Annotated in this window: 24 protein-coding genes and 1 pseudogene; 9 read left to right on the plus strand and 16 right to left on the minus strand. The window is 59.2% G+C overall.

The window, feature by feature from the left end:
- Positions 1–275 (minus strand): acetyl-coenzyme A synthetase N-terminal domain-containing protein (locus BXY39_RS00005; RefSeq protein WP_211332014.1); only part of this gene is annotated, 275 nt, incomplete at its 3' end.
- 144 nt (positions 276–419) lie between these two features.
- Positions 420–599, minus strand: a complete 180-nt coding sequence (locus tag BXY39_RS00010) for a hypothetical protein (protein WP_121936798.1) — start codon at positions 597–599, stop codon at positions 420–422.
- Between BXY39_RS00010 and BXY39_RS00015 the strand changes: the two genes are divergently transcribed.
- Complete coding sequence (locus BXY39_RS00015; RefSeq protein WP_121936799.1) at positions 598–2,091, plus strand: DcaP family trimeric outer membrane transporter; 1,494 nt, start codon at positions 598–600, stop codon at positions 2,089–2,091. The two genes, BXY39_RS00010 and BXY39_RS00015, sit on opposite strands and share 2 nt — an antisense overlap.
- Positions 2,092–2,235: 144 nt before the next feature.
- On the opposite strand, the gene BXY39_RS00020 is transcribed toward BXY39_RS00015, so the two are convergent.
- The gene (locus BXY39_RS00020) at positions 2,236–3,093 is read right to left on the minus strand and encodes a MipA/OmpV family protein (protein ID WP_121936800.1); all 858 of its coding nucleotides are present in this window, start codon (positions 3,091–3,093) and stop codon (positions 2,236–2,238) included.
- A gap of 34 nt (positions 3,094–3,127) precedes the next feature.
- Between BXY39_RS00020 and BXY39_RS19075 the strand changes: the two genes are divergently transcribed.
- Complete coding sequence (locus BXY39_RS19075; protein ID WP_147453401.1) at positions 3,128–3,424, plus strand: hypothetical protein; 297 nt, start codon at positions 3,128–3,130, stop codon at positions 3,422–3,424.
- 211 nt (positions 3,425–3,635) lie between these two features.
- Here BXY39_RS19075 and BXY39_RS00025 read toward each other — a convergent pair whose 3' ends face one another.
- Entirely contained in the window at positions 3,636–4,316 is a 681-nt protein-coding gene (locus tag BXY39_RS00025) for a class I SAM-dependent methyltransferase (protein ID WP_121936801.1), read from the minus strand.
- A gap of 168 nt (positions 4,317–4,484) precedes the next feature.
- Between BXY39_RS00025 and BXY39_RS00030 the strand changes: the two genes are divergently transcribed.
- Positions 4,485–5,732 carry an APC family permease gene (locus BXY39_RS00030; protein ID WP_121936802.1) on the plus strand — a complete coding sequence of 416 codons (1,248 nt, stop codon included), beginning with the start codon at positions 4,485–4,487 and terminating at the stop codon, positions 5,730–5,732.
- Positions 5,733–6,129: 397 nt separating this feature from the next.
- A complete protein-coding gene (locus BXY39_RS00035) occupies positions 6,130–8,742 on the plus strand; it encodes a TonB-dependent receptor (protein ID WP_170163508.1) in 2,613 nt (870 codons plus the stop codon).
- A 38-nt stretch (positions 8,743–8,780) separates the two neighbouring features.
- On the opposite strand, the gene BXY39_RS19080 is transcribed toward BXY39_RS00035, so the two are convergent.
- The 5 genes from BXY39_RS19080 to BXY39_RS00060 form a co-directional block, all read right to left on the minus strand.
- Complete coding sequence (locus tag BXY39_RS19080) at positions 8,781–9,596, minus strand: Spy/CpxP family protein refolding chaperone (RefSeq protein ID WP_147453402.1); 816 nt, start codon at positions 9,594–9,596, stop codon at positions 8,781–8,783.
- Entirely contained in the window at positions 9,593–10,699 is a 1,107-nt protein-coding gene (locus tag BXY39_RS00045) for a PepSY-associated TM helix domain-containing protein (protein WP_147453403.1), read from the minus strand. The genes BXY39_RS19080 and BXY39_RS00045 overlap by 4 nt, the downstream gene beginning before the upstream one ends.
- Before the next feature lie 54 nt (positions 10,700–10,753).
- Positions 10,754–13,120 (minus strand): TonB-dependent receptor, encoded by a 2,367-nt coding sequence (locus BXY39_RS00050; protein ID WP_121936806.1) that lies wholly within the window; start codon positions 13,118–13,120, stop codon positions 10,754–10,756.
- A 111-nt stretch (positions 13,121–13,231) separates the two neighbouring features.
- Positions 13,232–14,323, minus strand: coding sequence for a FecR domain-containing protein (locus tag BXY39_RS00055; protein WP_121936807.1), 1,092 nt, complete (start codon positions 14,321–14,323; stop codon positions 13,232–13,234).
- Positions 14,324–14,327: 4 nt separating this feature from the next.
- Positions 14,328–14,885, minus strand: coding sequence for an RNA polymerase sigma factor (locus BXY39_RS00060; RefSeq protein WP_170163509.1), 558 nt, complete (start codon positions 14,883–14,885; stop codon positions 14,328–14,330).
- Between the two features lie 375 nt (positions 14,886–15,260).
- Between BXY39_RS00060 and BXY39_RS00065 the strand changes: the two are divergent.
- A pseudogene (locus BXY39_RS00065) lies at positions 15,261–15,990 on the plus strand (integrase core domain-containing protein); the annotation flags it as partial.
- A gap of 43 nt (positions 15,991–16,033) precedes the next feature.
- Here the strand turns inward: BXY39_RS00065 and BXY39_RS00070 are convergent.
- The 6 genes from BXY39_RS00070 to BXY39_RS19230 form a co-directional block, all read right to left on the minus strand.
- Complete coding sequence (locus BXY39_RS00070) at positions 16,034–16,633, minus strand: DUF3501 family protein (protein ID WP_121936809.1); 600 nt, start codon at positions 16,631–16,633, stop codon at positions 16,034–16,036.
- Positions 16,630–18,036 (minus strand): (Fe-S)-binding protein, encoded by a 1,407-nt coding sequence (locus tag BXY39_RS00075; RefSeq protein ID WP_121936810.1) that lies wholly within the window; start codon positions 18,034–18,036, stop codon positions 16,630–16,632. Before BXY39_RS00075 ends, BXY39_RS00070 begins: the two co-directional genes overlap by 4 nt.
- Before the next feature lie 193 nt (positions 18,037–18,229).
- Positions 18,230–18,646 carry a rubrerythrin family protein gene (locus BXY39_RS00080; RefSeq protein WP_121936811.1) on the minus strand — a complete coding sequence of 139 codons (417 nt, stop codon included), beginning with the start codon at positions 18,644–18,646 and terminating at the stop codon, positions 18,230–18,232.
- Positions 18,647–19,101: 455 nt separating this feature from the next.
- Positions 19,102–19,452 carry a helix-turn-helix domain-containing protein gene (locus tag BXY39_RS00085; protein WP_121936812.1) on the minus strand — a complete coding sequence of 117 codons (351 nt, stop codon included), beginning with the start codon at positions 19,450–19,452 and terminating at the stop codon, positions 19,102–19,104.
- 12 nt (positions 19,453–19,464) lie between these two features.
- Positions 19,465–19,722 (minus strand): type II toxin-antitoxin system RelE family toxin, encoded by a 258-nt coding sequence (locus BXY39_RS00090; RefSeq protein ID WP_121936813.1) that lies wholly within the window; start codon positions 19,720–19,722, stop codon positions 19,465–19,467.
- A 90-nt stretch (positions 19,723–19,812) separates the two neighbouring features.
- Entirely contained in the window at positions 19,813–19,968 is a 156-nt protein-coding gene (locus BXY39_RS19230) for a hypothetical protein (RefSeq protein WP_170163510.1), read from the minus strand.
- Positions 19,969–20,383: 415 nt separating this feature from the next.
- Here BXY39_RS19230 and BXY39_RS00095 point away from each other — a divergent pair, with 415 nt between their 5' ends.
- The 4 genes from BXY39_RS00095 (at position 20,384) to BXY39_RS00110 (ending at position 24,717) form a co-directional block, all read left to right on the plus strand.
- Positions 20,384–21,538, plus strand: a complete 1,155-nt coding sequence (locus BXY39_RS00095) for an efflux RND transporter periplasmic adaptor subunit (RefSeq protein WP_121936814.1) — start codon at positions 20,384–20,386, stop codon at positions 21,536–21,538.
- Positions 21,539–21,685: 147 nt separating this feature from the next.
- Entirely contained in the window at positions 21,686–22,378 is a 693-nt protein-coding gene (locus BXY39_RS00100) for an ABC transporter ATP-binding protein (RefSeq protein WP_121936870.1), read from the plus strand.
- Positions 22,375–23,532: an ABC transporter permease gene (locus BXY39_RS00105; protein WP_121936815.1), complete on the plus strand. Its 1,158-nt coding sequence runs from the start codon at positions 22,375–22,377 to the stop codon at positions 23,530–23,532. Before BXY39_RS00100 ends, BXY39_RS00105 begins: the two co-directional genes overlap by 4 nt.
- A 3-nt stretch (positions 23,533–23,535) precedes the next feature.
- Complete coding sequence (locus BXY39_RS00110) at positions 23,536–24,717, plus strand: ABC transporter permease (protein WP_121936816.1); 1,182 nt, start codon at positions 23,536–23,538, stop codon at positions 24,715–24,717.
- 98 nt (positions 24,718–24,815) lie between these two features.
- Here the strand turns inward: BXY39_RS00110 and hydA are convergent, their stop codons facing one another.
- Positions 24,816–26,258, minus strand: a complete 1,443-nt coding sequence (gene hydA, locus BXY39_RS00115; protein WP_121936817.1) for a dihydropyrimidinase — start codon at positions 26,256–26,258, stop codon at positions 24,816–24,818.
- Between the last annotated feature and the right edge of the window lie 51 nt (positions 26,259–26,309).

The following is a 26,309-nucleotide window of genomic DNA, read 5'->3' on the forward strand; positions in this document are numbered from 1 at the left end:
GCGTTCAGCACGCCGTCCTCGAACCAGCGGATGTCCACATCCCCGCCAAAGTCCGTCGACTTGATCGTCTGCGGAAACCGCATCCACTCCAGGCGGCCCGCCTGCTCCGCCCAGAACCCCTCAGGGTCCTCGACAGACCGGCGGTACAACGCCTCATATAATGCTTCGTCGCAGTAGGTGTGCTGGTCGGGCTTGATGGGATAGACGGCGTCCGGTGCCGTGTTGCCGGCCTTTTCAGGCGTTCCGTCGGTGATGGGATGAACGGTGTCAGGCATGGGGGCCTCCCTCGGATAGGCTGTAAAATCGGGTCATGTTCGCCCTCAAGTGTCGCTGAACTGTGCATTCTGCACCATTCGACCATGGTCGTAAGACACAGGTCTAATGGACCCTCTTGCTTTGTGTAATTGATGATGACGGTGTCACAGGCCCATGCCCTTTGCAGGCCCGGTCACCGGTTCCGGCCGTTGGGGGGCAGGGGCCGGCCGGGCGCGAAAGGGGCCGAACCGCAGCGGCGGCAGACCGCGGTGGATCGGGGAGAGGGCCTTGAGCACACCGCCGCCACGCTCATCAAGAAGGCATTTAAGGGAGGCAAGCGTCATGTCCATTATCACCGCAACCGCCGATAAACCGCCGCACCGGCGCGCGGCCGCCAGTGTTCCTGCCCGTCGGGCAGGGGCTGTGCGCCGCCGGGCGGCCGCGCTTTTGATCACCACGGGGCTCGTGCATGCCGGGCTTGCCATGCCGCTCGCGGCACAGGAAGACACGCCCGATCTCGCCGATCGTGTCGCCGCGCTGGAGGCGACGCTCGCCAAAATTCTCGCGCGGCTGGAAGATCAGGACGCCAAATTGTCGGTGCAGGAAATCCAGATCGTCGAACAGGCCAGCCGTCTCGTCCAGACCGAACAGAAGGTCGAGGAAACCGAGGAAAGGGTCATTCAGGTCGCCAACTCCACCCCCTTCATCCAGGAACGCCCGGAAGAGGCCGGCGGTTTCCAGATGGGCGACACCAACGTCCAGATCCACGGTTATGTCAAGCTGGACACCATCTTCAGCAATTTTTCCGACGGTGTGCTGGGGTCCAGCAATATCGGGCGGGATTTCTATATTCCGGGGTTGGTGCCGGTCGCGGCCGAGGATATCGACAGCGACTGGGTCAACGACTTCAACCCGCGCGAAACCCGCTTGCTGATCGACACCGACACCCCCATCGGCGACCATAAGGTCTCCACCCGGATCGAACTGGACTTCCAGGTGACCGGCGGCGGGGATGAACGGATTTCCAACAGTTTCGTGCCGAGAATGCGCCAAGCCTATATCCGCTTTGACGACTGGCTGCTGGGGCAGGCATGGTCCACATTCCAGGATGTATCGGCCCTGCCCGACAATCTGGACTTTATCGGACCGACCGAAGGCACGGTTTTCGAGCGTCAGCCGATGATCCGCTATACCAAGGGTCCGTGGGAACTCGCGCTGGAACAGGCCGAGACCACGGTGACCACCCGCGACGGCGGACGCATCCTGTCCGGCAGCGACCCGGTCCCGGATGCGGTGGTCCGGTACACCAGTCGGGGCGACTGGGGGCATGTGCGTCTGGCCGGCATCCTGCGCAATCTGAATATCGAGGAAAACATGGTCATGGGCGCGGCCGAGGATTCCGCCCTGGCCTACGGACTGACCCTGTCCGGCAAGTTGAAAGTGGGGCGCAAGGGCAGCGATTTCCGCTTCATGGGCACGGTGGGCGAGGGGCTCGGCCGCTATGTCGGCCTGAACCTGGTCAACAGCGCGGGCCTGCGCGACGACGGCACGCTGGACCCGATCACCAGCTATTCCGGGTTCGCCTCCTATCGCCATATGTGGGAGGAGAAATGGCGCTCCAACCTGACATTCGGCTATTTCAAGGCGGACAATCCCGTGCGCCTGACGACCATGGGCGTGACGGACGAATCCTGGAGCGTCCACGCCAACCTGATCTATTCACTGGCCTCCAGACTGGATGTGGGGGTGGAATACACCATTTCCGAACGCACGCTGGAAAACGGCCTGTCCGGCAGCCTGAACCGGGTGCAGTTCTCGACCAAGTTTTCCTTCTGAGGACCGGGTAAAACAACCAGGCGGGCCCGTGGTTCGGCGCGGGCCCGCCTGTTTATCGGAACCTCTTCCGCAACGTCTTCTTACAAAACAACCGGTTGCCTGTCAGAAGCTGGCAAATGCCCTTTAGAAGCTGCCAAGTGCCCTTTAGAAGCTGTAAGTCACGGCGCTCAGGAAAAACAGCTGGGTCTCGTCCTGCACCACGGGGCTGTCGGCGAAATCGCCCAGAAGCTGGTTGGCGCCCGCAACGGCGGTCCAGCGCCAGCGCCCCTTGATCGGGACCGACAGAACGCTTTGCAGGCCGACGCTCTCGATGCCGGACCCGGCCTCGAAGCTGTCCAGCCCGGAGGCCTCGCTCTCACGCAGGCTGATGCTGTAGAAACTGTCGGCATAGACATTGTCGACGAAGCGTAGTGTCGGGCCCACTCTGAAAAATCCGCGCATGCCGACGCGTGTCTGGTAGCTGGCGCCCAGTTCCGACCAGAAGCCTTCATGCCCCGTGCCGAGGGCCTGCGCACTGGTCAGGGTCAGGGAAAAATTGCGCCAGTTCGCCTCGGCGTACAAACGGCCCTCGATGGCGATGTTCAGCGAGTCCAGACCCGGAATGTCGTTTTCCCCGCGATTGATGAAACCGGGGGCGACGCCGGCACCCAGATTGAACTGAAAACCGCTGTCCTGGTCCCGGTGGCGGACGAAATATCCCCCCAGCCCCTGCGGCACGTTGAAAAACAGCTTGGTACCCTTGGCGTCGCGGTAGCTGACATCGACAAAGGGAATGGGCAGAACCTGATAGCTGTCCGCGCCCTGGAACTCGGGATTGACGATGACGCCGGCCCCGGCCTGCACCTGCCAGCCCGTGGGCATTCGTTGCCGCTGTGCCGGACTGGCACCGGCCTGTGCCCCCGCCTGTGTACCGGGCGCCTGTCCCGCGCTTTGCGCGGCGGCGGGCAGGGGGGCAAGCAACGCCGCACCGATCAGGCACAGCGAAAGAGTGGCATGACGCATAAAGGTATCTCCTCGACTGATTTTGGGCAGCCCCGTGTTTGATCTCGATACGGCCCGGCAGGCTGGTGGCGCCTTTTTGAACGCTTCTGCATCCGTGCCGCTGCACTCCGGAAAGACTGAAGACAGGATAGAATTAATGGTTGTGCCCACCCATACGGAGCAGGGCCGGGCGACGGATCAAAAAATGTTATCTCCAATAACATTTTTATCGCCGCTTCCACTGATTGCGGCGAAGTATGGCAAAACTGTGACAGGAAACAAGAAAATTATTGCGGTGCAGCATTATTGGCTGTCACCGTACGGTTTGCGGTGGCCCGCAGTGCCGGAGTGACGCCTGAACAAGACAGGAACCTCATTTCAGCGGGGCCTGATTGACTGGTCAGTCACTCGCATTTTCTCATGGCCGCCATTTGATGCACACGCGGTCCGGATATCCACCAGCGTTGCCGCAGGCTTATTCTTGTAAGGAGCTGGTCCTTGGTTGGGGCACTAACTGACTGACTGGTCAGTCAATGGGGTTTCTTATGGCCGCCCTGTCAGGCTCACGCGGCCCGGCACGTCCATCCCCGATACCACAGGCCGGTGTAAAAAAGAGTGGTGCCGGTAAAACCGGCCTCGCGGAACAATTGCCGCGTCCGCCTTTCGCCGATGGTCGGCATGCCGCTGATGATATCGGGGCCCAGCGCCGCCTGTTCCTCCGACAGTCCGGCCAGCACCGCGTGCCGCAGAAAAGAGGGCACGGTCCGCCTGAACATGCCGGTACCGTCCAGGCAGACATCGGCGTGGATCAGGACGGCACCCGGTTTCATCCGGTCGCGGATCGCCGACAGATAGGCCAGTTTGGTCCCGTCATCGGGCAGGAAATGCATCACCAGCAGCGAGGTTGCGGCGTCAAACGGCGCGTCCGCCGGCACATCGTCCACCAGTCCCGCGATGAATTCGGTGCGCTCTGCCGCGCCGGCGACGGCGGCACAGGCTTTGGCCGTGTCCAGCATGCCGGTCGACGGATCCACCGCCGTGAAGGCAAACGTCTTGTCGCTGGGGCCCAGCACCTCCAGCTCCCGACCGCCGCCGGCGCCGACGATCAGGATACGCCCTTTGCGCGCGATAGCCGTTTCGGCAATGGCCCGGACAAGGGTGTAAAAGCCGTCCACACCGGGAATGGCTTTTTGCATATGCCGATAATCGGCCAGATCGAACGGAGGGGTGTTGTCAAAATCCATGCCGATATTATTATGTTATTACATAACATATTCAAGTTGAAACGACACGCCCGTCTCCTCTTTTGGGCTTGGCGTTCTGCTTGAGCTTGGCGTCCTGACCCGCACCACACCCCGCATTTCTTGACAAATGGCAATGCACCCTGCCGTCGGCGCGGCTTTGCTGCTTCCATGGCTGACGGATATGTCGATACGTCGGGCGGCGGGCCCCTGGCATCGCAGACACCGCGCCTGCGCCGGGTTCTGGGGGTGTGGGGACTGTCCCTCTACGGTCTGGGGACCATTGTCGGCGCCGGTATTTATGTGCTGGTCGGCGAGGTCGCCGCCTATGCGGGCGAGGGGCTGGTGCTGGCCTTCGCGGTGGCGGGGTTGCTGGCGGGGTTGACCGGCCTGTCCTATGCCGCCCTGTCCAGCCGGTTTCCCCGCATCGCCGGCGTCGCGCTTTTCGTCCATGCCGGGTTCGGCAGTGCCGATCTGGCGCGGGCCGCCGGGCTGCTGGTCTGTCTGACCGGCGTGGTGTCGGCCGCCACCATCACGCGCGGCTTTGTCGGTTATCTGAATGTGTTTTTGTCCGCGCCTGCCATACCGGTCATGGTTCTGCTGGTACTGGCCGTCACCGGGCTCGCCGCCTGGGGCATCCGGCAGGCGGCCGGCGTCATCGTCACCGTCACCGTGCTGGAGGTCGCCGGCTTGATCTATGTGGTCTGGGCGGGGCTGCACGGCATTGGCCGACCGATCGGTCTGGAAACAGCCGTGGATATCCCCGCGACCGGTATTCTGCTCGGTGCCTTTATCGCCTTTTACGCCTTCATCGGTTTTGAGGACATGGTCAACATCGCCGAGGAGGTCAAGCAGCCCGAACGCACCATGCCGCGCGGTATCCTGGCCGCCGTGATCATGGCATGCGTGCTGTACATGGTCGTCGCCATGGTATCGCAGCGCACCCTCCCGCCCGAGGCGCTTGCCGCCAGCGACGCGCCGCTGGCGGCCCTGATGACGGAAACCGGCCGGTCGGCCCTGCCCATCAGCGTCATCGGCATGGTGGCGGTGGTCAATGGCGCCCTGGTGCAGATCATCATGGCCAGCCGGCTGCTGTACGGTATGGCGTCCGGCGGGCTGGCGCCGCGCTGGCTCGCCCGCGTCCATCCCCGCACGCGGACCCCCATCCCCGCGACCCTGCTGGTGGCGGGGTGCGTGCTCGCCTTCGCCCTATGGCTGCCGCTCGGCACCCTGGCGGAACTGACGTCCTTTATCATCCTGTTCGTTTTCGTGCTGGTCAATGCCAGCCTGTGGCGCCTTCAGGGCGGTGCGGACTGGCGGGGGCGTGGCGGCTTCGATACGCCGCGCTGGGTACCGGTGGCCGGCACACTGACCTGTGCCGGCATTCTCGCCGTCCGGGTCGTCACCCTGAAATACTGACTGTGCCGTTAGCCGGCATTATGGTCATGCTTCCGGGGGACTACGTGAAAATGCACGGGCTTTATGGCAAAGGCTATACGGCCCGATACGGCACAAAAATCTTACAATTCATACGTTGGTATAAGCGAAGGGCAGTGGCCGGTTCTGCGTATATGAATTGACCGCGGTGATAAGCCGGTCAGGTTGATACACAGGGTTTCATCGGTCTGCACCGATCGATGATCAGGTTTGGTGCTTGGGCCGTTTCATTGAGGCAAACCATTATAATAAAAAGATTATTTGTTCTGGCGTCCACTGCGCCAGAGTGGAAGCCGGTTGAGGGAAGTGTATGGCTGGGTATTGCCTGAGTCGGGGACATGGACATCGAAAAAGAAGAGCTGGAAGAATTATACTATCGATGCTTCCGGCACTATCGGTTGTTACCTCTGTTATTGCACAAGACACTGGTTCCAGTGAGCCACATGGATCATCAAAAGACTCTGGCCTGACCGATGTGGAAACAATAGCCGTCACCGCAAGGCCGCTGACAGGACAGACAATTGGCTCGATTGAACCGGATTTCAGCATCGGCCAGGCCGAAATGAGAACGTTTGGCGCCCATTCAATTGACGAGTTGATTGAAGCGCTGGCACCGCAACTGGATAGCACAAGCGGTCCGCCGATTGTGCTTGTCAATGGTCTGCGTGTCTCGGGGTTTCGGGAGATCAGATCCTATCCAACCGAGGCCATCGCCAGGGTGGAAGTTTTGCCTGAGGAAGTTGCCCTCCGGTATGGTTATGCGGCGGGCAGTAAAATCATTAATATTGTGCTTCGGCCTCGCTTCCGCAGCGTAACAGCCGAACTGACCGGCAGTACCACCACCGAGGGCGGCGCGGAGACTGCCGGCTTTAATGCCAGTCTGCTGGTGATCAGATCAAAAATGCGCTGGAGTCTTGCGGTTGAAGCATCCCTTGAAAACGAGCTTTTTGAGAGTGAAAGGGACATCGTCAATGATGACAGTGCACAATTGTTCAGTACCAGCGGCAATATATCCGCAGTCTCACCGGATACGGAGATTGACAGTGCACTTTCCGCGCTCGTTGGCCAACCGATCTTCGTCGCCGCGGTGCCGGCCGGCGCCTCCAACAGCGCCCCGACACTGGACGATTTTGTAGCGACTGCCGGGCAGCCTGATTTTTTGGACCCGGCCGTCTTTAGAACACTGGCACCCCGGCAGGAAACTGTCTCGGTGGATGCCTCTCTCTTTCGCCCGCTTGGCGACAAAACATCCCTCAGCATTTCAGCTGGTATTGATGCCAGTTGGCAGGAAAGCCGGCTCGGCCTGCCGGCCTTTACACTAACGTTGCCGGCGGCAAACCCTTTCTCGCCATTCGCCGGCGATACCAGCTTGTCGCGCAGCCTGGGGACAGATCCGCTTGATCGAGACCGGCGCGACCTAACAACGGAAGCGGCCTCTGTTATCAATGGTGCTGACGGTGCACTGCGGTGGTCGCTCACCGCCCGCTACAGGCGTGAGGAGAGTACATCCCAGACCGAACGCGGTGTGGATGTCTCGCGCGCGCAATCATTTGTTAATGCCGGTGACGGAAGTTTCAACCCGTTCGGCGCGATAGAGAATGCGGCGGAAATCAACCGGGAGTTCTCTGAGGCCATCACGGATACGATAGAGGCTGACGGGCTGGTCCAAACAAACCTGTTTCGATTGCCGGCAGGGGCGGTTTCAGCTTCGATAAGGGCGGGCTACAGCAGTCAGCAACAATCGAGTGACTTTGAAACCCTAACGGATAGCCGGCGGATCGCGCTCTCCCGCGACGAGATGAGCGCTCGCTCCAGTATTGATTTTCCCATGCTCGCCAGCGGCGGTGTCGTGGGCGGTCTGTCGCTAAGCCTCAATGCGGAAGTCTCGGACTTGAGTGATTTTGGGACAATCAGGGGATGGGGTTCAGGACTCAACTGGCGTCCGGCCCGGAGTGTACGTTTGTTGTTGTCCTATCGGCGCGATGAGCGTGCACCGACAGTTTTCCAGCTTGGCGCTCCTGAAATCATTACGCCTGCTGTGCGGACATTCGATTTCATGACCGGTCAGACTGTGTTTGTAACCACAAAAGATGGCGGTAATTCTGACTTGGTTGCTGAATCACGTGAAAATTTTAGGGCGGCCCTGAATATCGACCCACTCCCACATGCCGACTTGGGTCTGACCATTGAATATCGATATCGCCAGACAACCGATGCCGTTGCTGCGCTACCAACGGCGACCGCTGAAATCAGGGATGCATTCAGTGAACGCTTCACCGTGGACCCGAACGGCACCCTGATCGCGGTTGATCAGCGCGCGATTACTCTGGCTCGTACGGTCAATGAACGGGTGCGTTGGGGCCTCGACTACTCCGTGCCGCTTGCAGCGGCCCCACCACCGGCAGGGTTGCTCGCACAAAGACGCGCTGCTGCGGAAAGCGAAGCCACGCAGGACAAAGCAAACGGTCAGACGCGTATGGGCGGCGGACGCCGGCGTCGGGGCGCGGCAGGAGGCCGCATCCAATTCAGCCTGTATCACTCGGTCCAGCTCTCGGATACGGCCCTGATTGCACCCGGCGTGCCTGTCCTCGATTTCCTTAATGGCTCGGCTGCCGGCGCTTTTGGCGGCACGCCGCGGCATCTGATCGATGCCCGCATCGGTTTTTCGCACCAGGGTTTCGGTACAAGGCTCTCGTTCAATTGGAGAAGTGGAACCAACGTGACTGGAAACGGCAACCTGGATAATCTTCAGTTTTCCAGCCTTGCAACCGCAGATTTGCGGATTTTTCTCGACATGAATCGGCGGTTTGCTTTTGTAAGATCTTTGCCTTTTCTAAGGGGTGCCCGGCTGAGCCTTGAGGCGCGCAATATGTTCGATGACAAACTTTCTGTCACTGATCGAACAGGCGCGACACCGGACAGATACCAGGCCGATAACATCGACCCGGTCGGGCGCCTGGTTATGCTGCGTTTCAGGAAAATGTTCCGGTAATGCGCGCTTTCAAGACACCATGCTTGCCTCACGGACCTTTAGCGCTCAATGTTGCCTCGGGTGCGGTCGCCATTATGCTCGTGGCCGCCCCCCTGACCCTGCCCATCATGACCCTGCCCATCATGACCCTGCCCATCATGACCGCGCCTGCGTCTCGTACCCTGCCGCTGGTGCATCGTACTTGGCAACGCCATCAACTTTTGCCGCTGCTCTTTGGATAGCACGGGGCCGATGTCCACGCGCAGGTTGACGCTCCTGATCAAAAGCTCCTGAATGCCGGTTGCTATCTCGTGCGATAGTCTATCCATGGTAGCCTCGAAATCATCGTCGGAGCTGTCAAGCGTCATGAGAACCCTTCGCTTCGTTGAAACTCTGCGTACGATTTGCCGAACCCCCGTGGACGATTCTTGCATGATCTCCCGGATCTGTTGTTGCTGCGCTTCACTCAGGTCCAACGCAACCGACATACGGGCAAGTGACTCTTCCGCGCGCGATATGCTGAAACCGACAGATGGATCAACATCATAGACAATCGCCGAGCCTCCTGCCGGGCCCCGCCCACCGCCGCGTCGACCGGGCCCTTGTTCTTGCCGGCGAGATTGCCTATGGGGGCTGGCGTCTTGTCGACCGTTATCCGTGCCTGAAACCGTCGCCGCGCTGGCAGCAAAAGCGTCTGCCGCCATTGTAGGCAATGTTAAGGTCCATGGGATGCCTGCTACGAGGGCAATAAAGACCTTTTGACGATCAAGGAAGGAAGATTTGAGCATACAATTGATGTTCCTTGAGGAGTATTGAGCCGCATGCCGTTGCGGAGCCTTGTCGACAGTGGGCTGGTTTGATTTGGCGGTCATCATCGCTTTGCCTGACTCTGCTGCCTCAGGTGTTTGGTCATGCTGACAATGCCCGATACGGTAACAACCGTCGCGAGAGCCGCAAAGAGAAGCATAATAGCAAGGTAGCCGGAGGATACGTTGCGGCCCGTGTGCACCGGCACAATCATCATATATAGCTGCTGACCCAATGGCAGGGAGTCGAAAGGTGCGGCACCCAAAAATCCGGATTGTCCAGGATCGATATAAACCCTGCTTCCGGCCACGCCGAGCCAATCCCGTGATGTCACATAGCGGAATTGGATCGCCCTTCGGGGCTCTACGGTACCGAAAACCGGCATACTGCCGTTGCTTCGGCCACGCGGGAAATGAATTGACCTGAGTTCCCCTTCCGGCATGGCCGCATTTGCTTTTGAAAGCCAGTTCGCCCAGTTGTCGACTATATAAAACGGATGGTCCTTCAAACCGGAGGCCGAAACTTGTTCCGCCTCCAATACGGAACGGGCGATTGGTCGGTACGTGATAGACGCACCTGTGATGCCAAGTATGAGGATTGGTATCATAACAAGTATGCCGCCATGGATATGTGACTGGAAAAAGTCCCCGCGCCTGGATCCGCTCGGCAACAGTTTCCTGAGTCGGAAAGAGCGGCGCATTCGCCACCAAAGATACAGACCCATCAGGCTGAGGGTTATCGCTGTCAACGAAACCCACGCCGAGAGTTCAGCGCCACTCAGGCCGAAGGCCCCGTCCCGGCCGATCAGAAAATTGCGGTGTAGCCTTAGAACCGTTTGAAAGAAACCGCTCCGGGAAGATATCTGTTCATGAATAAGCTTATGATCCCCGATCCTGTATGTCCGGATTACACCTTGCGCGCGCGCCTGATAAAATGGTGTGTCGGGTGTGGGCATGACGATTGATCGCAAGCCCCGCACCTCAGCCGTGATTTTTTCGATGGCCAGGGCATTTTCCGCGACCGTTGTCGGGCCATAAGCCTGCTCCATTTTGTTATATGCAGACACAAGCTCCTCGCCTCCGACGATCAGCCCGGACGTTAAGGTGATCAAAAACAATATGCTGACGGGTAAACCGATCCAACGATGGCACTGTCTCAGGAATCGACGCATGTTCGCCTCCGGGCCCGCCACGGTCGCTCACCGTGACAGGGCAGGGAAAGAGTGTCAGAAAACTATATTCAGAGCGAGCCGTGCGTTCAGGCCTATGGAGTTGTCGATCTGATCGAAACGGCGATAAAGCCTGTCAGTGACATTGTTTATGCGGGTGGTCAAAGCGGTCCGGGATGAGAAGCGATAGGCTCCGAAGAGGTTGAAAATTGTTGCCCCTTCCGAGCTGTCACCAACGACATTCTGATTTTCCCCAAATTCCGTCTGGCTGCCGAAACTCTCCATTTCAGTGCCAAGTTCAAGTTTCTGATCCAGTAGGCGAACACCGAGAAACAGTGATCCTCTGACGGGCCTCACAGAATTGAGGGGGACGTCCGTATCTTTTCTTTCACCGTCTGAGGCTGAGAACTGCCCGCCTGCGAAATAGGTTCCCGCGTCGTATCGAAAATCAACTTCAATACCCTCGATCCTGGCCTCGCCAATGTTTTGCAACTGTTGGGTAATCGTCGTCACATTGCCTTCCGTGCGACTGTCAAGAATCACGTTTTCAATGCGATTGGAGAAATCGTTTCGGAAAACGCCCACTGACGCCCGCAGGAAGTCGCCGCCGAATAACGCGCCCCTGTATCGCAGTGCCAGTTCATAACTGTTGGATAACTCCGCCTGGATGTTGTCACTGGCAAGAATGACATTCACGGTTGTGGAGCCGCGGCGCGTGCGCTCGGTCGTAAGGTCAACCGTCAGGTTGCTGAGCCTGGGTGCGGTGAGACCTTTCGAAAAGCTGCCGACCAGTTCAAGCCCGGAATCCCTACCAAGGGGCGACACCGCGGCTGTGATTTTGGGTAAGAAAAAGTCGCCTTCTGAACCGGGCCCGTTATCGCGCTTCAGATCGAATAATTCATACCGCAGGCCGGGGATTAACGTAATGTAATCACCTATCTTAACGCGATCCTGAACGAAGAAACCATAGGACGCACGCGTACCGCTCACGTCACTGGAGTCGCCTACAAACTCTAAATCGTCCTTTACACCGCTTGCGCCCACATACAGGTCATGGGACATGCCTGCGGCATTGAAGCGATATCCGGCATAGGCTTTACCGCCGATGCTCTTGATATCCCGTGCATCAAATTCGCCCGGGTCGCCACCAGCGCCTCTCCTGTTCTCAAGCAACGTTTCCACATGCTTGGTATCCGTGTAGAAGGTATCGGCATGAAAGATCAGGCCCTTAATACTCTCCACTTTATAGTCGACGGCGAGCGAGAGTGAATTGTCCACCACATCATTTTCAAAATCAGCATCTTGGCGGATGTTGCTTTGGGCAAAAATGTTTGAGCCGATATAGTTGAACTCTGCCCGCTGGTAGGTTGCCTCGACATCGACATTGGTGCTGGGTTGCCACTGGACTTTCCCCAGCACTGCCAGTGTCTCATTGCCACTATTCAGAACTTCTTCGCCACCGCCGTCTTCATAGCTGTCGTATTCACGGTATGACACGCCGCCAAGAATGGATATGGTGTCGTTCACCGAGGCTGCACCGGCGAACGAGCCGTAATAGCCGTTACCATTTGACTCAGCGCCTGCTGCAAACATACCGCCAAAATCGTTGCCGCCATCGACAAAATCGTTCGGATCTATTGTCTCGAACTGGACGCGGCCGCCGATTGATCCTGTGCCGAATGTATTCGAGACCGGACCACGGATCAGTGTTACTTGCTTTAAAAACTCCGGTACGATGAAGACGGGATTAAACGTCGTTCCGTGCTTGGTCGTAACAAGGTTCTTCTCCGCGCCATCAATGGAAATGACAACACTGTTCGCGCCTTCGGTGCCTCGTAGATTGAAATCGAAAAATTGTCTGCCTGGCCCCTGAATTGCCTCGACCGCGGCTGTGTTTCGAAACAGCTCATCAATCGTGGTCGCTAAATTTCTCTGTATTTCCTCGCCACCAATTCTAATAGCGCCTTCGGTCTCTGAGATAATCCCCAACACAATGATTTCCTCCGCGAAATCACCGTCACTGTCACTGTCAGGGGGGGGAGCATCATTCTCGTTTGCGGGCTTGCCTGAAACATTTTCGCGGCGCACGACGAGGTACTGGCCGCCGGGCCGCCGAGAAACGTCCAGCCCCGACCCTTCAAGAGCCTGGGCGACAGCGTCCGCGAAGGTGAGCGCTCTTTCAACTTTATGGGCTTGCTTGCCTTTGACAAGGTCGCGAGGCGCGAGAAGGTCGATTTCATATCGGCGTGCGATAGCGAAAAGAGTTTTGTCCAATGGGCCTGCTGGTATGTCGAGGGCCTGAGCAGTCGCCTGTTCCTGGCTGGCGAATGCCGGAGTGTACATGGTCGGGACAGTCACCGCCAAAAGCGATGCCATCCCCATGAATGCGGCCTTCGTGCTTCCTGTCGCGGAAAAAACAGTCATACATCCCCCAAAATTTTCTGCAAATAGCTGTTAATTGCATATATTAGGAGAGACACGCGGGCCGGCTGAAATGACACCCTGACAGAAATTATTTCTTTTATATCGACTGAATTATTCGCTGTAGCGAAGGATCACGCGTCCAGGGTCGGATTGATCCACCACGACCGGCGCGACATCAGGCAGCATTGAGAGCATTGCTTCGATATTGGCCCCATCAAAAGAGGCTGAGACCGAGACATCGGCGAGCCGACCCTCCGGGTCGACTACTTTTATGGCGACGTCGGAGTATCTTTGCGCATCTGCGACAAGTTCTGCCAGACTGGCCTCAATGTATTCAAGCCGGGCGCTGCGCCAGGCACCGACCGACTCCGTATCGATCGTCCAGATATCACTAAGCCTGCCGTCGCGAGCAACGATCTGCTGGCCGGCGGCCAGGGTATCTCTGGTCATCATTTCTGTGCGGCCTGACCCAAAAGCAAGAGGAAACTGAACATTGACAGCCCCCTCGGCCACGGCGACACGGACGACCTGAGCACTGTGTCGGACGTCAAATACGGTACCGAGCGCCGTGGCGGTCAGCCTCCCTGCTTCGACCGCAAAGGGCCGGTCCGCATCATGCGCTACGTCAAATAATGCTGTTCCACTCACCAGCTGCAACTCCCGGCGCTCATCTGTGTATGTGACCAGCAGATGCGATGCCGGACCAAGAGTGGCGTCCGTTCCATCAACGAGGGCTATGGTGCGAACTTCCGCACGACTTGTCTGAAACGTCCCTTCAAATGATGCTCTCACGCGCGTTCCATCGCTCTCACCAATGAATGAGAAAGCCCCGAACACCATAAATAAAACCACCAGGCATGCCGCCGCGGCAGCCTGAACAGGGCGGCTTGACACAGGCGGCAGCATGCCCTCGACCAGGGAGAAGAAGCGCTTTGTAAAGGCAAAATGGGCAGCGGAAGGTGTCGTTGTCGCCGGAGAAACAAAAGTCTCTGGCAGTGCGAATGTCTCCGGGCTCAGCGTTTCAAGCGCAGAAGCAATGGTGACTGCGCGGTCGAAAGCCTCTTCATGCCGAATATCGCTCTTGAGCCATGCTTCAAAAGCACTTTTCTCAGCTTCATCCATGTCGCCGTCTTTCAGCCTCAAACGCCATGCGTGCGAAGCGAAGGCAATGGCATCAAGCTGTGATTTCGGATATTCGTCCATAGCGTCAGTCCTTGGCGTCCGGTCGCAACGCCGCGTCAATTTGTGCAAATGCCCGCGCCAGATGATTGACCGTCGCGGTTCTGCTTATCCCCATTTCTCGAGCAACCTCAGCGGCTTTTAGTCCGTCGACATGATGCAAAATAAAGGCCTGTCGCCGAGGCGCGGTCATCTGCGCGACTATCTTCTGAATCGCTTTTATTTGCACCCTTGCACTTACGACCCTTTCAGGCTCCAGGGTGGAACCCCGTTCTGCAAAATAAAGTTGTTCCAGCTCATAATCGTAGCGCGAGCGAACTTCTCGGGCCCGGTGCTCGTTTAGAAAAAGGTTGCGCGCCGTTCGCCACAAAAAGGCTTCCAGGTTCCTGATCGGCGTGGTTTCTTGGCGTTCAAGAAGTTTTTGGAAGGCCAGGTGGGCGATATCCTCCGGTTCTGGTGGACCGTCACCAAACATCTTCCGCAGTAATCGCGCAAGAGGGCCGATATGTCTTTTATAAAGCTTTTCGATTTCGTGTTTGTCGACTTTTGCTGTCTGCGAGGGGGGGGGCGCCCGATCCCGTGTCACTCCCGGACTCTCCAAAAGGGATCTCTCCGGCGCTGACGGCACCCATTTGATTGTCTACAGACATGACATTCTCAGCGTGTTGAACGCTTGGCGGCTACAACGTTGCACAATACCTGTTTGGCTATCCAGCATTTGATAATCATTTGCAACTAAAATAAGCAGCATGACAGATATCCCAGGAATACTCGCAACTCACCAACGGTTCAGAAGGCTTGAACACAGTTCCATTCACCAGGCCCACGGATCAAAGTCGAAAGGCCGGGCCGTGTTTTGGAGTCCGCCCTTTAATTGGTGGCGGGATTTGGTGGCGGGGCCTGGTACGTTGTCGAACGTATTGAACGCCTGTTTCCGGTCAAAAGCGGACACTCCATCGAAGACGGTATGTTGCGTGTGTGCTTGAAAGAGCCGGCGTCAGAGCGCCGACGGTTCGGGGATCGACGCTTGCATATCCTGCTCAAGCGGGAGGGCCGGTATGTGAACCGACAGAAGCTTTATCCTCTGTGTCGCGAGGAAGACTTGACGGTGGGCAAGCGTGGTGGTCGCAAATGCGCCATCGGCAGACGGCGGCCTATGGCGCCCCCGAACCGACCGGACCAGAGATGGTCTCCAGACTTTATGTCCGACTGTCTGGAAGACGGCCGCCGGTTCCTTGTGCTCAGTGTAATCGATGACTTCAGCCGGGAATGCCTGACCTCGGTGGCCGAACACCCCCCCCCCCCTGCCAGGAGAATGCGTTGTGCCTGAATTGGACCGGGTCGCCGAGATGCGCTGCTATCCGAAACTGATCATCTCCGACTAACGGCACAGGGCTGACCGGCAATGCCATGCTCAAATGGCAGCAGGATCGAAAGGTCGGCTGGCATTATACATCGCACCTGGAAAGCCGATGCAGAACGGTCTGGTCGGGAGCTTCAACGGGCGTATGCGCGAAGACTGCCTCAATGAGCACCTGTGCGCCGCGCTACGCCATGCCTGCCACAGGGTCGCGGCATGGCGCAGCGACTATAATCATAACCGGTCTCACTCCGGCTTGGCTGGCCTGATGCCATACGAATATGCCAACCGGTCAATGAAAGACCAAAACCGGAACAGGGCTAACTTATAATCCCGGACTCATCGGGGAGCCGGCCACCGCTTCCAGACCGGCCTTAAAGGTCGCGCGTCAGTTCCGCCCGCATGTCTTCGCGCAAACCGGCCATATGGGTATAGTTCGGGTGGGTGACGGTGACGATCACCTCGGTGCCGGGTGCGGCAAAGGCGGCAGCCTGTTCCGCCGTCATATGGAAATGCAGGAAATGGACGCTGGATGTCTTGCCGTCCGGCGTGGTGCGGTCCACATCGTTTTCCCAGGTTGCCTGTACCGTCTCCCCGCCAAAGCGCAGCGAGACGTGCTCCTCGATCCTGCCAAGGCTGTCCAGAAGGCGCGCGCGCTGCACCGGTTCGTTCACCTCGATCATCAGGGTCGCGGACAGTTCATTGCCCTGCGGGATCAGCGGATTGTAGGCCAGCAATTCGTCCTGCAGCTGTTCTTCGCCGCCGCCTTCCGCATGCAGCATTTCCTGCACCTGATACAGCATTGTCTCATAACATTCGAAATACAGCGTCAGGTGCGGGCCGACATGGACGCGGCGGTTCTTTTTCATGGCGATGATTTCGGCGCGGCGCGCCTTGCGCGCTGCGGCATAGGTGGCCGCGTCCAGAATATCGCTGCGCTCGATACTGCGTTTTTTGGTGACGGCTGCCGTCATGAACTGGTCTCCCGGTCTGTTGGCGCGTCCAGCCCGTAGGCATGGGCCAGAAGCTGGATCGGATGCTGAAAGGCCTGAATGCCACTATCCATGCCGGTATGAATATTCGTGGTGTCGGCCTCGGCGATGGTCATGCCCTGCACGATATGCTCGCGCGCCAGCGGGCATTCCGACACCACATAGGCCGGGCCGTCCGCCTTGGCCACATGTTTCGTCACCTGCTTGACCACCGGTTTGCCGACCTTTAGCGCGGTTTCGAAATTGTCTGTCTCCACGCCCCACGCGCCGCCGTGACCGGAACACCGCTCCACCGGCCTCACCTTCGTCTCGGGGATCAGACGCAGCAGCTGCGTCGCCTTCTGACCCATATTCTGCGCCCGGCTGTGGCAGGAAATATGCACCGTGACCTCGCCGCCGATGGGGGCGAGCCCGTCGGCCAGGCCCTCTTTCCCGGCAATGTCCATGATATATTCGGCGGCGTCGTAGCTGGCCTCGCTCAGCGTTTTCACCGCCGTGTCGCCGGGCAGGATCAGCGGCCATTCCTGTTTCAGCATCAGGGCGCAGGACGGCACCAGCGCGACGACGCTGTAGCCCTCCGCCACATAAGGGGCAAGGGTCCGGGCCACGCTTTTCGCCTTGTCCGCCACCTTGGCGATGTCGCCGGCCTCAAGCTGGGGCATGCCGCAGCATTCGGGATAGACGACCTCCGTCTCCACGCCGTTGTGCGCCAGCAGGGCCAGCATGGCGTCGGCGATATCGGTGTTGTTGTAATTGGCGAAACAGGTGGCGTACAGCACCGCCTTGCGCCCGTGGGCCGGGGCGTCCGCGTTGACGGCGGGCATGGACTTCGCCGCCTGTTTGGTAAACGGCGTCGCGGCGTATTTCGGCAGGGCGGCGCGGCGGTCTATGCCCGCCACCGTTTCCATCACCGTGCGGGTCAGGCGGTTGTCTTCCCGCGTCGCCCAGTTGGCCAGCCCGGAAAATCCGCAGCCCAGCTTGCCGTTGCGGTCGGTCTTGCGCACCTGTTTGGCCATGGTGGCCACATCGCCCTTTTTGTTTTCCACGGCGCGGTAGCGCAGCATCAGATGCGGGAAGTCCAGATTGAACTCGTGCGGCGGCACATAGGGGCATTTCGTCATGAAACACATGTCGCACAGCGTGCAGGCATTGACGACCGGCTTGAAATCCTTGCTGTCCACGCTGTCCAGTTCGCCGGTGTCGGACCCGTCGATCAGGTCGAACAGGCGCGGGAAACTGTCGCACAGATTAAAGCAGCGCCGGCAGCCGTGGCAGATATCGAAAACCCGCCGCAATTCCTCGTCCAGCTTGGCCTCGTCGTAAAAATCGTCCTCCTGCCAGTCGATGGGATGACGCATCGGTGCGTCAAGGCTGCCTTCTCGCATGGAATGTCCCCTTTTTGCTGGATGATATGTCTGGCGACAGGGTCACGACTACCGTGCCGGACGGGCGCACCCGTCCGGGGAAAAGACTGTTCCGACGGGCTCGGCCGCCCCCCAGAGTTCACATCGTTGTTCACATCGTTGTTCACACCGTGTTCACACCGCGTCCGTCTGGGCACGACGCGGACCGGCGGCGTCACATTTCGTCAAGGGCGCGGGTAAACCGTCCTGCGTGGGATTTTTCCGCCTTGGCCAGGGTCTCGAACCAGTCGGCGATTTCGTCAAACCCCTCTTCGCGTGCCGTTTTCGCCATGCCGGGATACATATCGGTATATTCGTGGGTTTCGCCGGCGATGGCGGATTTCAGATTTTCCTCCGTCTCGCCGAAGGGCAGGCCCGTGGCCGGGTCGCCCGCCTCTTCCAGATATTCCAGATGGCCGTGCGCATGGCCGGTTTCCCCTTCCGCCGTGGAACGGAACACGGCGGCCACATCGTTGTAGCCCTCGATATCGGCCTTCTGGGCGAAATACAGATAACGGCGGTTGGCCTGGCTTTCGCCCGCGAACGCGTCTTTGAGATTTTGCTCGGTTTGAGTGCCTTTGAGGTCAGTCATGGGTATCTCCCGTTGCAACAGACAAGGGTGTCCCGCCATGAAGGCAGGACACCGGCTGACGGTGTTCCGCGAGCACGCACTCAAAACAGGAAACAACTTGAAACGAACAGAAACACAAGGGGCAGTACACGGCACACACGCACCCCCGGTCTGTATACTCTGGACTCGCGGCGCATCTCCGCAGGGCACACGCTACGCCGTTTTCTTGACAGTTTCAAATGGCTAAAAGCGATATTTATAATCGATTTTTGCGATTAATTATCACCCTGAGGTTTCTGTCCTGATAGGTCGGTCTCCATAACGCTGTGTCATGCCCTGTCAGGCCCGGCATCGCCGTGACAGTCCGCTGAAAAGGCTTGGCGAAAAAGTATGGCCGGTCCCGCCCTGAAATCGAACCCGGCGATCAATTTGCCGGCCAGGGTTTGACCGGCACGCCGGGGAGGGTGGGGCTGATGTCAGTCAATCAGGTTATCGACAATGGTATCCAGGGCATCCGCCAGGGCCTTCAGAGTATCGACCGTGCCCGGTTGCTTGCCGCTTTCAATCGCCGAAATATACGGTTGCCGCACGGCCGCCTTTTCCGCCAGGCCCGCCTGCGTCAGACCCCGGTATTTCCGCCAGGCGGCAAGCGGTGTGTTTCCCTCCAGTTCCAGCTTGACCACGGCCAGGGGGATACCGCCGTCCTCGCGCACGCGCAGGGACGCTTCCGCTGCGTCCAGCCTGTCCTGCATATCCTCGAACCGGTCGGCCGGGACGATATAGCTGACGATAGTGCCCGTGTCGTCCTTGCGGGTTTCAATATTCATGCTTTGCTGTTCCTATCTGTACACATCGCCTCTGGACCCGATTTTCAGGACGACAAGCGGACCGTCATCATCATCGACCCGGTAGAGGATACGCCAGTCACCCACGCGCAGCCGGTACGTGTTTTCCATGTCCGCCATCGGTCGGATATTGGCCTGCAAATCCGGCCTGTTTGCGGCAAGGTGTTCGACCTTCTGAACAAGGCGGGCGGCCGTTTTTCGGTCTAGCTGTTTCAGCTTACGCCGCACCGCGCGATCAAGAATGATGTCCATGGGTTTCCCTGCTTACGGAGAGAAACATAACAGTTTGTTATATATGCCGCAATTCAAAAATATAACGTATTGTTATATTTTGCCGGACTTTTACACCGTGTGATGGATCATGCCGCGTCCTTGGTCATCCTTGATGTAGCGCCCGGCGGCCATTTCCGCGACTGTCCACGGGATGGTTTCATCCGTCTCATTCATGTAGGCGATCATGTTTTCAGCCGCCCGGTAGAGGGAACTCTGCGGGGACACAAAGCATCCACGCTTTCCGGAGGCTGGTAGTGCATACGCCGCGTCATGCCCTGTCAGGTCCGGCATCGCCGTAACAGTGTGTTGAAAAGGCCTGTTAAAAGACTAGGCGAAAAAGCACGGCCGGTCCCGTGGCACCGGGCTATCCCTGTAACAAAATGGCGACATATTTTCGGAAAAATCGCTGAAATCGCAGCCGCTGGGGGCAGGGCGCCCGTAACATGTTAAAAGACATTGGCGGGCATCAATGGCCGTCTATAAGATCAAGGGGTTGATCCTGTGCGGCGTTTCTTGCGTAGCGTGCAGGACAGGCGGTCATCGCCGGTTATGGATCGCTGGGATAAAGCCGCGCCTGATAATAGTATAATAAATGTCCGTTGTCGCGGTACGGCATGCGGGCAAGGGGATATAAAATCGTATGAGCAATCAGAAAGAATTGCTGTCTCAGTTGAAGATCGACCGGAATGAGCGCGCCTCCGGCGCCAGTGGCGGCCGGGCCGGGCTGGTGATCGCCGGTATTGTTGCCGTGTTGCTGGTCGGTGGCGGCGCGGCCTGGTGGGTCGTGAGTGACCGCACCGGCCACGGGGACCGCACGGTCACCGCCGATGCGGCGGCCCCTCGGCAAAATGACGATCGTGCCGACCTTCAGGATGCCCGTCTTCAGGATGCCCGTCTTCAGGATGCCCGTCTTCAGGATGCCCGTCTTCAGGATGTCAGCGCCGGCGATGTGGTCGAGCCTCGCGTTATGCAGGCCCGCGAGCCCGCCGTCGCCGCTGCGCCGCAGGGCGATAACCGCATTCTCAACGCGTCCGGCTACATCACCGCGCGCCGTATCGCCACGGTGTCGGCGGAAATCACCGGCCTGATCAAATCCGTACTGATCGAGGAAGGCATGGGTGTTTCCCAGGGTCAGGTGCTGGCGCGGCTGGACGATGCCATTGCCCGCGCCGACTATAATCTGGCCAATGCCCGCGTGGTTCAGGCCAGAACCGAAGTGGACCGCATTGTCGCCAACCTGTCCGAGGCGGAGCGGGACCTGGCTCGCGCGACCGAATTGCGCAAGAATGATTTCGCCACCGAGGCGCGCGTCACCCAGGCCCAGGCCGATCTGGCGGCGCTGAAGGCGCAACTGGCCAATGCCGAGGCCAGCGTCGATGTCGCCCGCTATGAGGCCGACCGGCTGAAGGAACGGCTGGACGATCATACCATCCGCGCGCCCTTTGACGGCGTCGTCACGGTCAAGGCCGCGCAGCCCGGTGAAATCGTCTCACCCGTCTCGGCGGGCGGCGGGTTTACCCGGACGGGGATCTGCACCATTGTCGACATGACCTCGCTGGAAATCGAGGTGGACGTGAACGAGGCCTTCATCGGCCGGGTGTTCGAAGGGCAGACGGTTCTGGCCAACCTGGATGCCTATCCCAGTTGGGACGTACCGGCGGAAGTGATTGCCATCATCCCGACGGCCAACCGTGACAAGGCGACGGTGCGGGTGCGGATCGCCATCGGCGTGCGGGATGACCGTATCCTGCCCGACATGGGGGTCAAGGTGGCGTTTTTGCGGGCGAACAGCTGATTGCCAACAGCTGATTGCCAACAGCTGATTGTCTGTGAACAGTTGGCGGGTATTTCCGGGGGTATAAACGGCTGATAATGGAAACAGCCGGTGACGGACCCGCCACGGACCCGCCGGACGGATGGAACAAACCTTAAGGGGCATGATATGGCGAAGGCTCTCTTCGATCTGAAAAGCATCGGTAAACGTTTCACCAAGGGCAAGGAAACCATCACGATTTTCGACGGCCTCGACATGGCCATCGAAGAAGGGGATTTCGTCGCCATCATGGGGCCGTCCGGGTCCGGCAAGACGACCCTCCTCAATATGCTCGGCGGTGTCGATCAGCCCACCAGCGGCGAAATCTGGTTCGACGGATCACGCGTCGACACCCTGAACGAGGGGCAATTGTCACGCTGGCGTGCCGATAATATCGGCTTCATCTTCCAGTTCTACAATCTGATGCCCATGCTGACCGCCGCGCGCAATGTGGAACTGCCGCTGTTGTTGACCAACCTGTCGTCCAAGCGGCGCCGGCAGAGCGTGGCGGCCGCGCTGGAACTGGTCGGTCTGGCCGACCGGGCGGGCCATTCGCCGAAGGAAATGTCGGGCGGGCAGATGCAGCGCGTGGCCATTGCCCGTGCCATTGTCTCCGACCCCAAACTGCTGCTGTGCGACGAGCCGACGGGGGATCTGGACCGCACGACCGCCAATGAAATTCTGGAAATGCTGCAAACGCTGAACCGCGATTACGGCAAGACCATCGTCATGGTCACCCACGACCCCGAAGCGGCCAGATACGCCAAGCGCACCCTGCATCTCGACAAGGGCCGCTTTGTCGAGAAGGAACTGGCGCTATGAACGACCTGTATCTTGTCCTGAAGAATCTGACACGCAAATGGCTGCGGTTTTCACTGACGCTGTTTGCCATTTTCATCGCCTTTGTCATTTACGGGGCACTGGCGGCGTTCCAGTCGGCGCTCGATGCCGGTGTGGACCTGGCGGCGGACGACAGGCTTGTCGTGGTCAACAAGGTCAATTTCACCCAGCCGCTGCCTTACGCCTACTTCAACCGGATCAAGGGTATCGAAGGGGTCGAGGCCGCCGCCCATTTCAACTGGTTCGGCGGCTATTATCAGGACCCGAAAAATGCCATGCCGATGTTCGCGGCCTCGCCCGAGGAACTGTTTCAGGTCTATGAGGAAATCGTCCTGCCCGATGATCAGCGCGAAGCCTTTTTGCGCAATCAGCAGGGTCTGATCGCCGGCAAGACTACGGCGGAACAATATGGCTGGAAGGTGGGCGACCGTATCCCGGTGTCGTCCAATATCTTTTCCCAGACGTCCGGTGGACAGACATGGGATTTCGATGTGGTCGGCATTTATGAGGGGTCCGACCCCCAGTTCGATACCATCAGCGTCTATTTCCACTATGACTATTTCAATGAAAGCCGCTCTTTCGGGCGCGACTATCTCGGCTTTGTCGGTGTGCGCACAAGCGACCCGGCCCTGAACGAACAGGTCATCAAGGCCATTGACGATCAATTCGCCAACAGTTTCTTCGAGACCGAAACCGTGCCGGAAGAAGTGTTCAACAAGGCCTTCATCGAGCAGATCGGCAATATCGGGCTGATCATCACCTCGGTCGTCGGGGCCGCGTTCTTCACCATCCTGTTTATCGTCGGCAACACCATGGTGCTGGCCATCCGTGAGCGCACCAACGAGATCGCGGTGATGAAGACGCTGGGCTTTCCCGCGCCGCGGATTTTCCGCATGGTGCTGTCTGAATCGCTTATCCTGTCCATCATGGGCGGGGCACTCGGTCTCGGCCTTGCCTTCATGCTGTTGCAGGCGGCCAACAGCATTCCCGGCCTGCCCATTCCGCAGTTGATCATGGACGGCGAGATCGTCGCTGTCTCGCTTCTGTACATGATCCTGCTGGGGCTGGTGACCGGGATCATTCCGGCAGTCAGCGCCATGCGCCTCAATGTCATCACCGCCTTGTCAAGGAAATAGGCCATGGGTTCCCTATCCGCGCAGATCAGCGCCGTTATCGCCATGAATATCCGCAGCCTGCCGCAACGCTTCTGGATGTCCCTGGCCGCTATTCTGGCAGTGGCGGTGGTCGTGGCCGTCCTGTTGGCGTTTCAGGCCATGGGCAACGGATTCCAGCAAACACTTGCCGGCAGCGGCTCGGACGAGGTGGCTGTCGTCACCCGCGTCGGTTCCCGCTCGGAAGTGAACAGTGTGCTGGGACGCGATCAGCTCAACATCCTCGAAACCGCGCCGGGCATCGCCAGGCAGACGGACGGACAGCTGCTTGTCTCGGGCGAGCTGTACGTCATTGTCGACGGCATCAAGAAATCCTCGGGCACCGAGGTCAACCTGCCGCTGCGCGGTATTGACCAGCGGGGCCTGACCCTGCGCGAAAACATCACCATCGTCGACGGCCGCATGTTCGAGACCGGCCGCAACGAAATCATCGTCGGCGAGGGTGTCCTGCGCCAGTTCGCCGGGTTTGAGCTGGGCAACCGGGTGACCTTCGGCAAAACCACATGGGAGGTGGTCGGCACCTTTTCCGCCGGCGGCTCCGCTTTTGAAGGGGAAATGTGGGCCGATGCCCTGATGGTGCAAAGCCAGTTCCGGCGCGGCAACAGCTTTCAAAGCATGCGGCTGAAACTGTCCGAGCCGGGCGTGGTGGACCCGATCCGCGATTTCATCGAGGCCGACCCCAGGCTGAATTTCGACATTGTGACGGAAAAGGACTATTTCGCCGATCAGGCCTCCGGTCTGGACAGTCTGGTCATCATCGGCAATGCGCTTGCCGTGGCCATGGCGCTTGGTGCGCTGGCCGGGGCTCTCAACACCATGTACACCTCCGTCTCCTCCCGCGCCAGGGATATTGCCACGCTGCGGGCCATCGGCTTCGGCGGTCTCTCTGCTTTCGTCGGCACGCTGACGGAAAGTCTGGTTTTGGCGATCATCGGCGGCGTCATCGGCACCCTCGCCGCCTTCCTGCTGTTTGACGGCCTGTCGGCGTCCACGCTCGGCGGCAGTTTCACACAGGTCGTTTTCCGCTTTGAATTTTCGCCGCAATTGATCGTCAACGGCATTGTCATGGCGCTGACCGTCGGCTTGATCGGCGGTTTTTTCCCGGCCTGGCGTGCCGCGCGCATGCCCGTGGTGGAAGCCTTCAGCTAGCGGCCGGCCTTAAGGCAGACAACAAAACACCCCGCACCGGCATATGTCCGGAGCGGGGCGTTTTTTGGTTTTGTCCGCGTAATGCTTTGTCCACGCGTTCAGCTGCGCGCGACCGCCGTGGGCACGTTCGCCCGGGCGATTTTCTCCAGCGCGTGGAAGACCGGCTGGAAGGCCGGGCGCTTCACATAAGACCCCGCGCCGCGCACCGCGCGCAGGTCCCCGTTCGCCCAGGTCAGTTTGCCGTTCGCGACGGTGTGGGAGGCAAGGCCGGTGATCTCCATCCCCTCGAAAATATTATAGTCCACCTTTTGGTGGTGGGTTTTGACGGAAATGGTCTTCGTTGCCGCCGGGTCCCACACGGTGATGTCGGCGTCGGCCCCTTCGCCGACCCAGCCCTTGCGAGGATAGATGTTGAAAATCTTGGCCGCGTTCGTACTGGTAACGGCGACAAATTCCTCCACCGTCAGGCGGCCCGTGGTCACACCGTGGGTCCACAGGACCGACATGCGGTCCTCGACCCCGCCGGTGCCGTTGGGGATGAGGGAAAAGTCATCCTTGCCCATGGCCTTTTGCGGTGCGCAGAAACAGCAGTGGTCCGTCCCCGTGGTTTGCAGTGTGCCCGATTGCAGTCCCTTCCACAGGGCGGCCTGATGTTCCTTGGCACGGAAAGGCGGCGACATCACATGGGCGGCGGCCACATCGAAATCCGGGTGGCGGTACACGCTTTCGTCAATCAGCAGGTGTCCGGCCAGCACCTCGCCGAAAACGCGGCTGCCCTCGGCCTGGGCGCGGGCGATTTCCTCCAGCGCCTGCCGGCAGGACACATGCACGATATACAGCGGACAGCCGATTACCTGCGCCAGCCGGATGGCGCGGTTGGCGGCCTCGCCCTCGGCCTCCGGCGGGCGGGACAGGGGGTGGGCCTCCGGCCCGGTGATACCCATCTCCAGCAGCTTGCGCTGTAACTGCCAGACCAGCTCGCCGTTTTCCGCGTGCACGGTGGGAATGGCGCCCAGCTCCAGCGCGCGGGTGAAACTGTTATAAAGGACCTCGTCCTCGGCCATGATGGCGCCCTTGTACGCCATGAAATGCTTGAAGCTGTTGACGCCCTCTTCCCGGACCAGTGTGCCCATGTCGGCATGGACGCTGTCGTCCCACCAGGTGACGGCCACGTGGAAGGCGTAATCGGCACAGGCTTTTTCCGCCCAGCCGCGCCATTTGCGGTAGGCCGCCATCAGGTTTTCCTCAGGGTCCGGAATGACGAAATCGATGATCATCGTCGTCCCGCCCGCCATGGCGGCGGCGGTGCCGGTCTCGAAATCCTCGGACGCGACGGTGCCCATGAAGGGCAGTTGCATATGGGTGTGCGGATCGATGCCGCCGGGCATGACATATTGCCCGCCCGCGTCGATCACCTCGGCATCACCGGGCGTGTCCAGGTCCGTGCCCACGGCCTTGATCACGCCGTCCTCGCAGTAAACATCGGCCCTGAAGGACCGGTCCGCATTGACGACCGTGCCCCCCTTGATAATCAGCGACATGGCGTGTCTCCTTCCAAACTTCGGCTTGATCCGGGCGTCCTGTATGACCCG

The organism is Eilatimonas milleporae (genome assembly GCF_003688555.1).
Lineage (GTDB): Bacteria > Pseudomonadota > Alphaproteobacteria > Sphingomonadales > Kordiimonadaceae > Eilatimonas > Eilatimonas milleporae.

Excerpts from the sequence above, each read along its gene's own strand:
- BXY39_RS00085 (WP_121936812.1), bottom strand. The coding sequence starts at position 19,452 with ATGAATATTGAAACCCGCAAGGACGACACGGGCACTATCGTCAGCTAT.
- BXY39_RS00015 (WP_121936799.1), top strand. The coding sequence starts at position 598 with ATGTCCATTATCACCGCAACCGCCGATAAACCGCCGCACCGGCGCGCG.
- BXY39_RS00090 (WP_121936813.1), bottom strand. The coding sequence starts at position 19,722 with ATGGACATCATTCTTGATCGCGCGGTGCGGCGTAAGCTGAAACAGCTA.
- BXY39_RS00055 (WP_121936807.1), bottom strand. The coding sequence starts at position 14,323 with ATGGACGAATATCCGAAATCACAGCTTGATGCCATTGCCTTCGCTTCG.
- BXY39_RS00050 (WP_121936806.1), bottom strand. The coding sequence starts at position 13,120 with ATGACTGTTTTTTCCGCGACAGGAAGCACGAAGGCCGCATTCATGGGG.
- BXY39_RS00100 (WP_121936870.1), top strand. The coding sequence starts at position 21,686 with ATGGCGAAGGCTCTCTTCGATCTGAAAAGCATCGGTAAACGTTTCACC.
- BXY39_RS19080 (WP_147453402.1), bottom strand. The coding sequence starts at position 9,596 with ATGATGACCGCCAAATCAAACCAGCCCACTGTCGACAAGGCTCCGCAA.
- BXY39_RS00020 (WP_121936800.1), bottom strand. The coding sequence starts at position 3,093 with ATGCGTCATGCCACTCTTTCGCTGTGCCTGATCGGTGCGGCGTTGCTT.
- BXY39_RS00035 (WP_170163508.1), top strand. The coding sequence starts at position 6,130 with ATGCTTCCGGCACTATCGGTTGTTACCTCTGTTATTGCACAAGACACT.
- BXY39_RS00080 (WP_121936811.1), bottom strand. The coding sequence starts at position 18,646 with ATGACTGACCTCAAAGGCACTCAAACCGAGCAAAATCTCAAAGACGCG.
- BXY39_RS00075 (WP_121936810.1), bottom strand. The coding sequence starts at position 18,036 with ATGCGAGAAGGCAGCCTTGACGCACCGATGCGTCATCCCATCGACTGG.
- BXY39_RS00105 (WP_121936815.1), top strand. The coding sequence starts at position 22,375 with ATGAACGACCTGTATCTTGTCCTGAAGAATCTGACACGCAAATGGCTG.
- BXY39_RS00110 (WP_121936816.1), top strand. The coding sequence starts at position 23,536 with ATGGGTTCCCTATCCGCGCAGATCAGCGCCGTTATCGCCATGAATATC.
- BXY39_RS00070 (WP_121936809.1), bottom strand. The coding sequence starts at position 16,633 with ATGACGGCAGCCGTCACCAAAAAACGCAGTATCGAGCGCAGCGATATT.
- hydA (WP_121936817.1), bottom strand. The coding sequence starts at position 26,258 with ATGTCGCTGATTATCAAGGGGGGCACGGTCGTCAATGCGGACCGGTCC.
- BXY39_RS00095 (WP_121936814.1), top strand. The coding sequence starts at position 20,384 with ATGAGCAATCAGAAAGAATTGCTGTCTCAGTTGAAGATCGACCGGAAT.
- BXY39_RS00045 (WP_147453403.1), bottom strand. The coding sequence starts at position 10,699 with ATGCGTCGATTCCTGAGACAGTGCCATCGTTGGATCGGTTTACCCGTC.
- BXY39_RS00030 (WP_121936802.1), top strand. The coding sequence starts at position 4,485 with ATGGCTGACGGATATGTCGATACGTCGGGCGGCGGGCCCCTGGCATCG.
- BXY39_RS00025 (WP_121936801.1), bottom strand. The coding sequence starts at position 4,316 with ATGGATTTTGACAACACCCCTCCGTTCGATCTGGCCGATTATCGGCAT.
- BXY39_RS00010 (WP_121936798.1), bottom strand. The coding sequence starts at position 599 with ATGACGCTTGCCTCCCTTAAATGCCTTCTTGATGAGCGTGGCGGCGGT.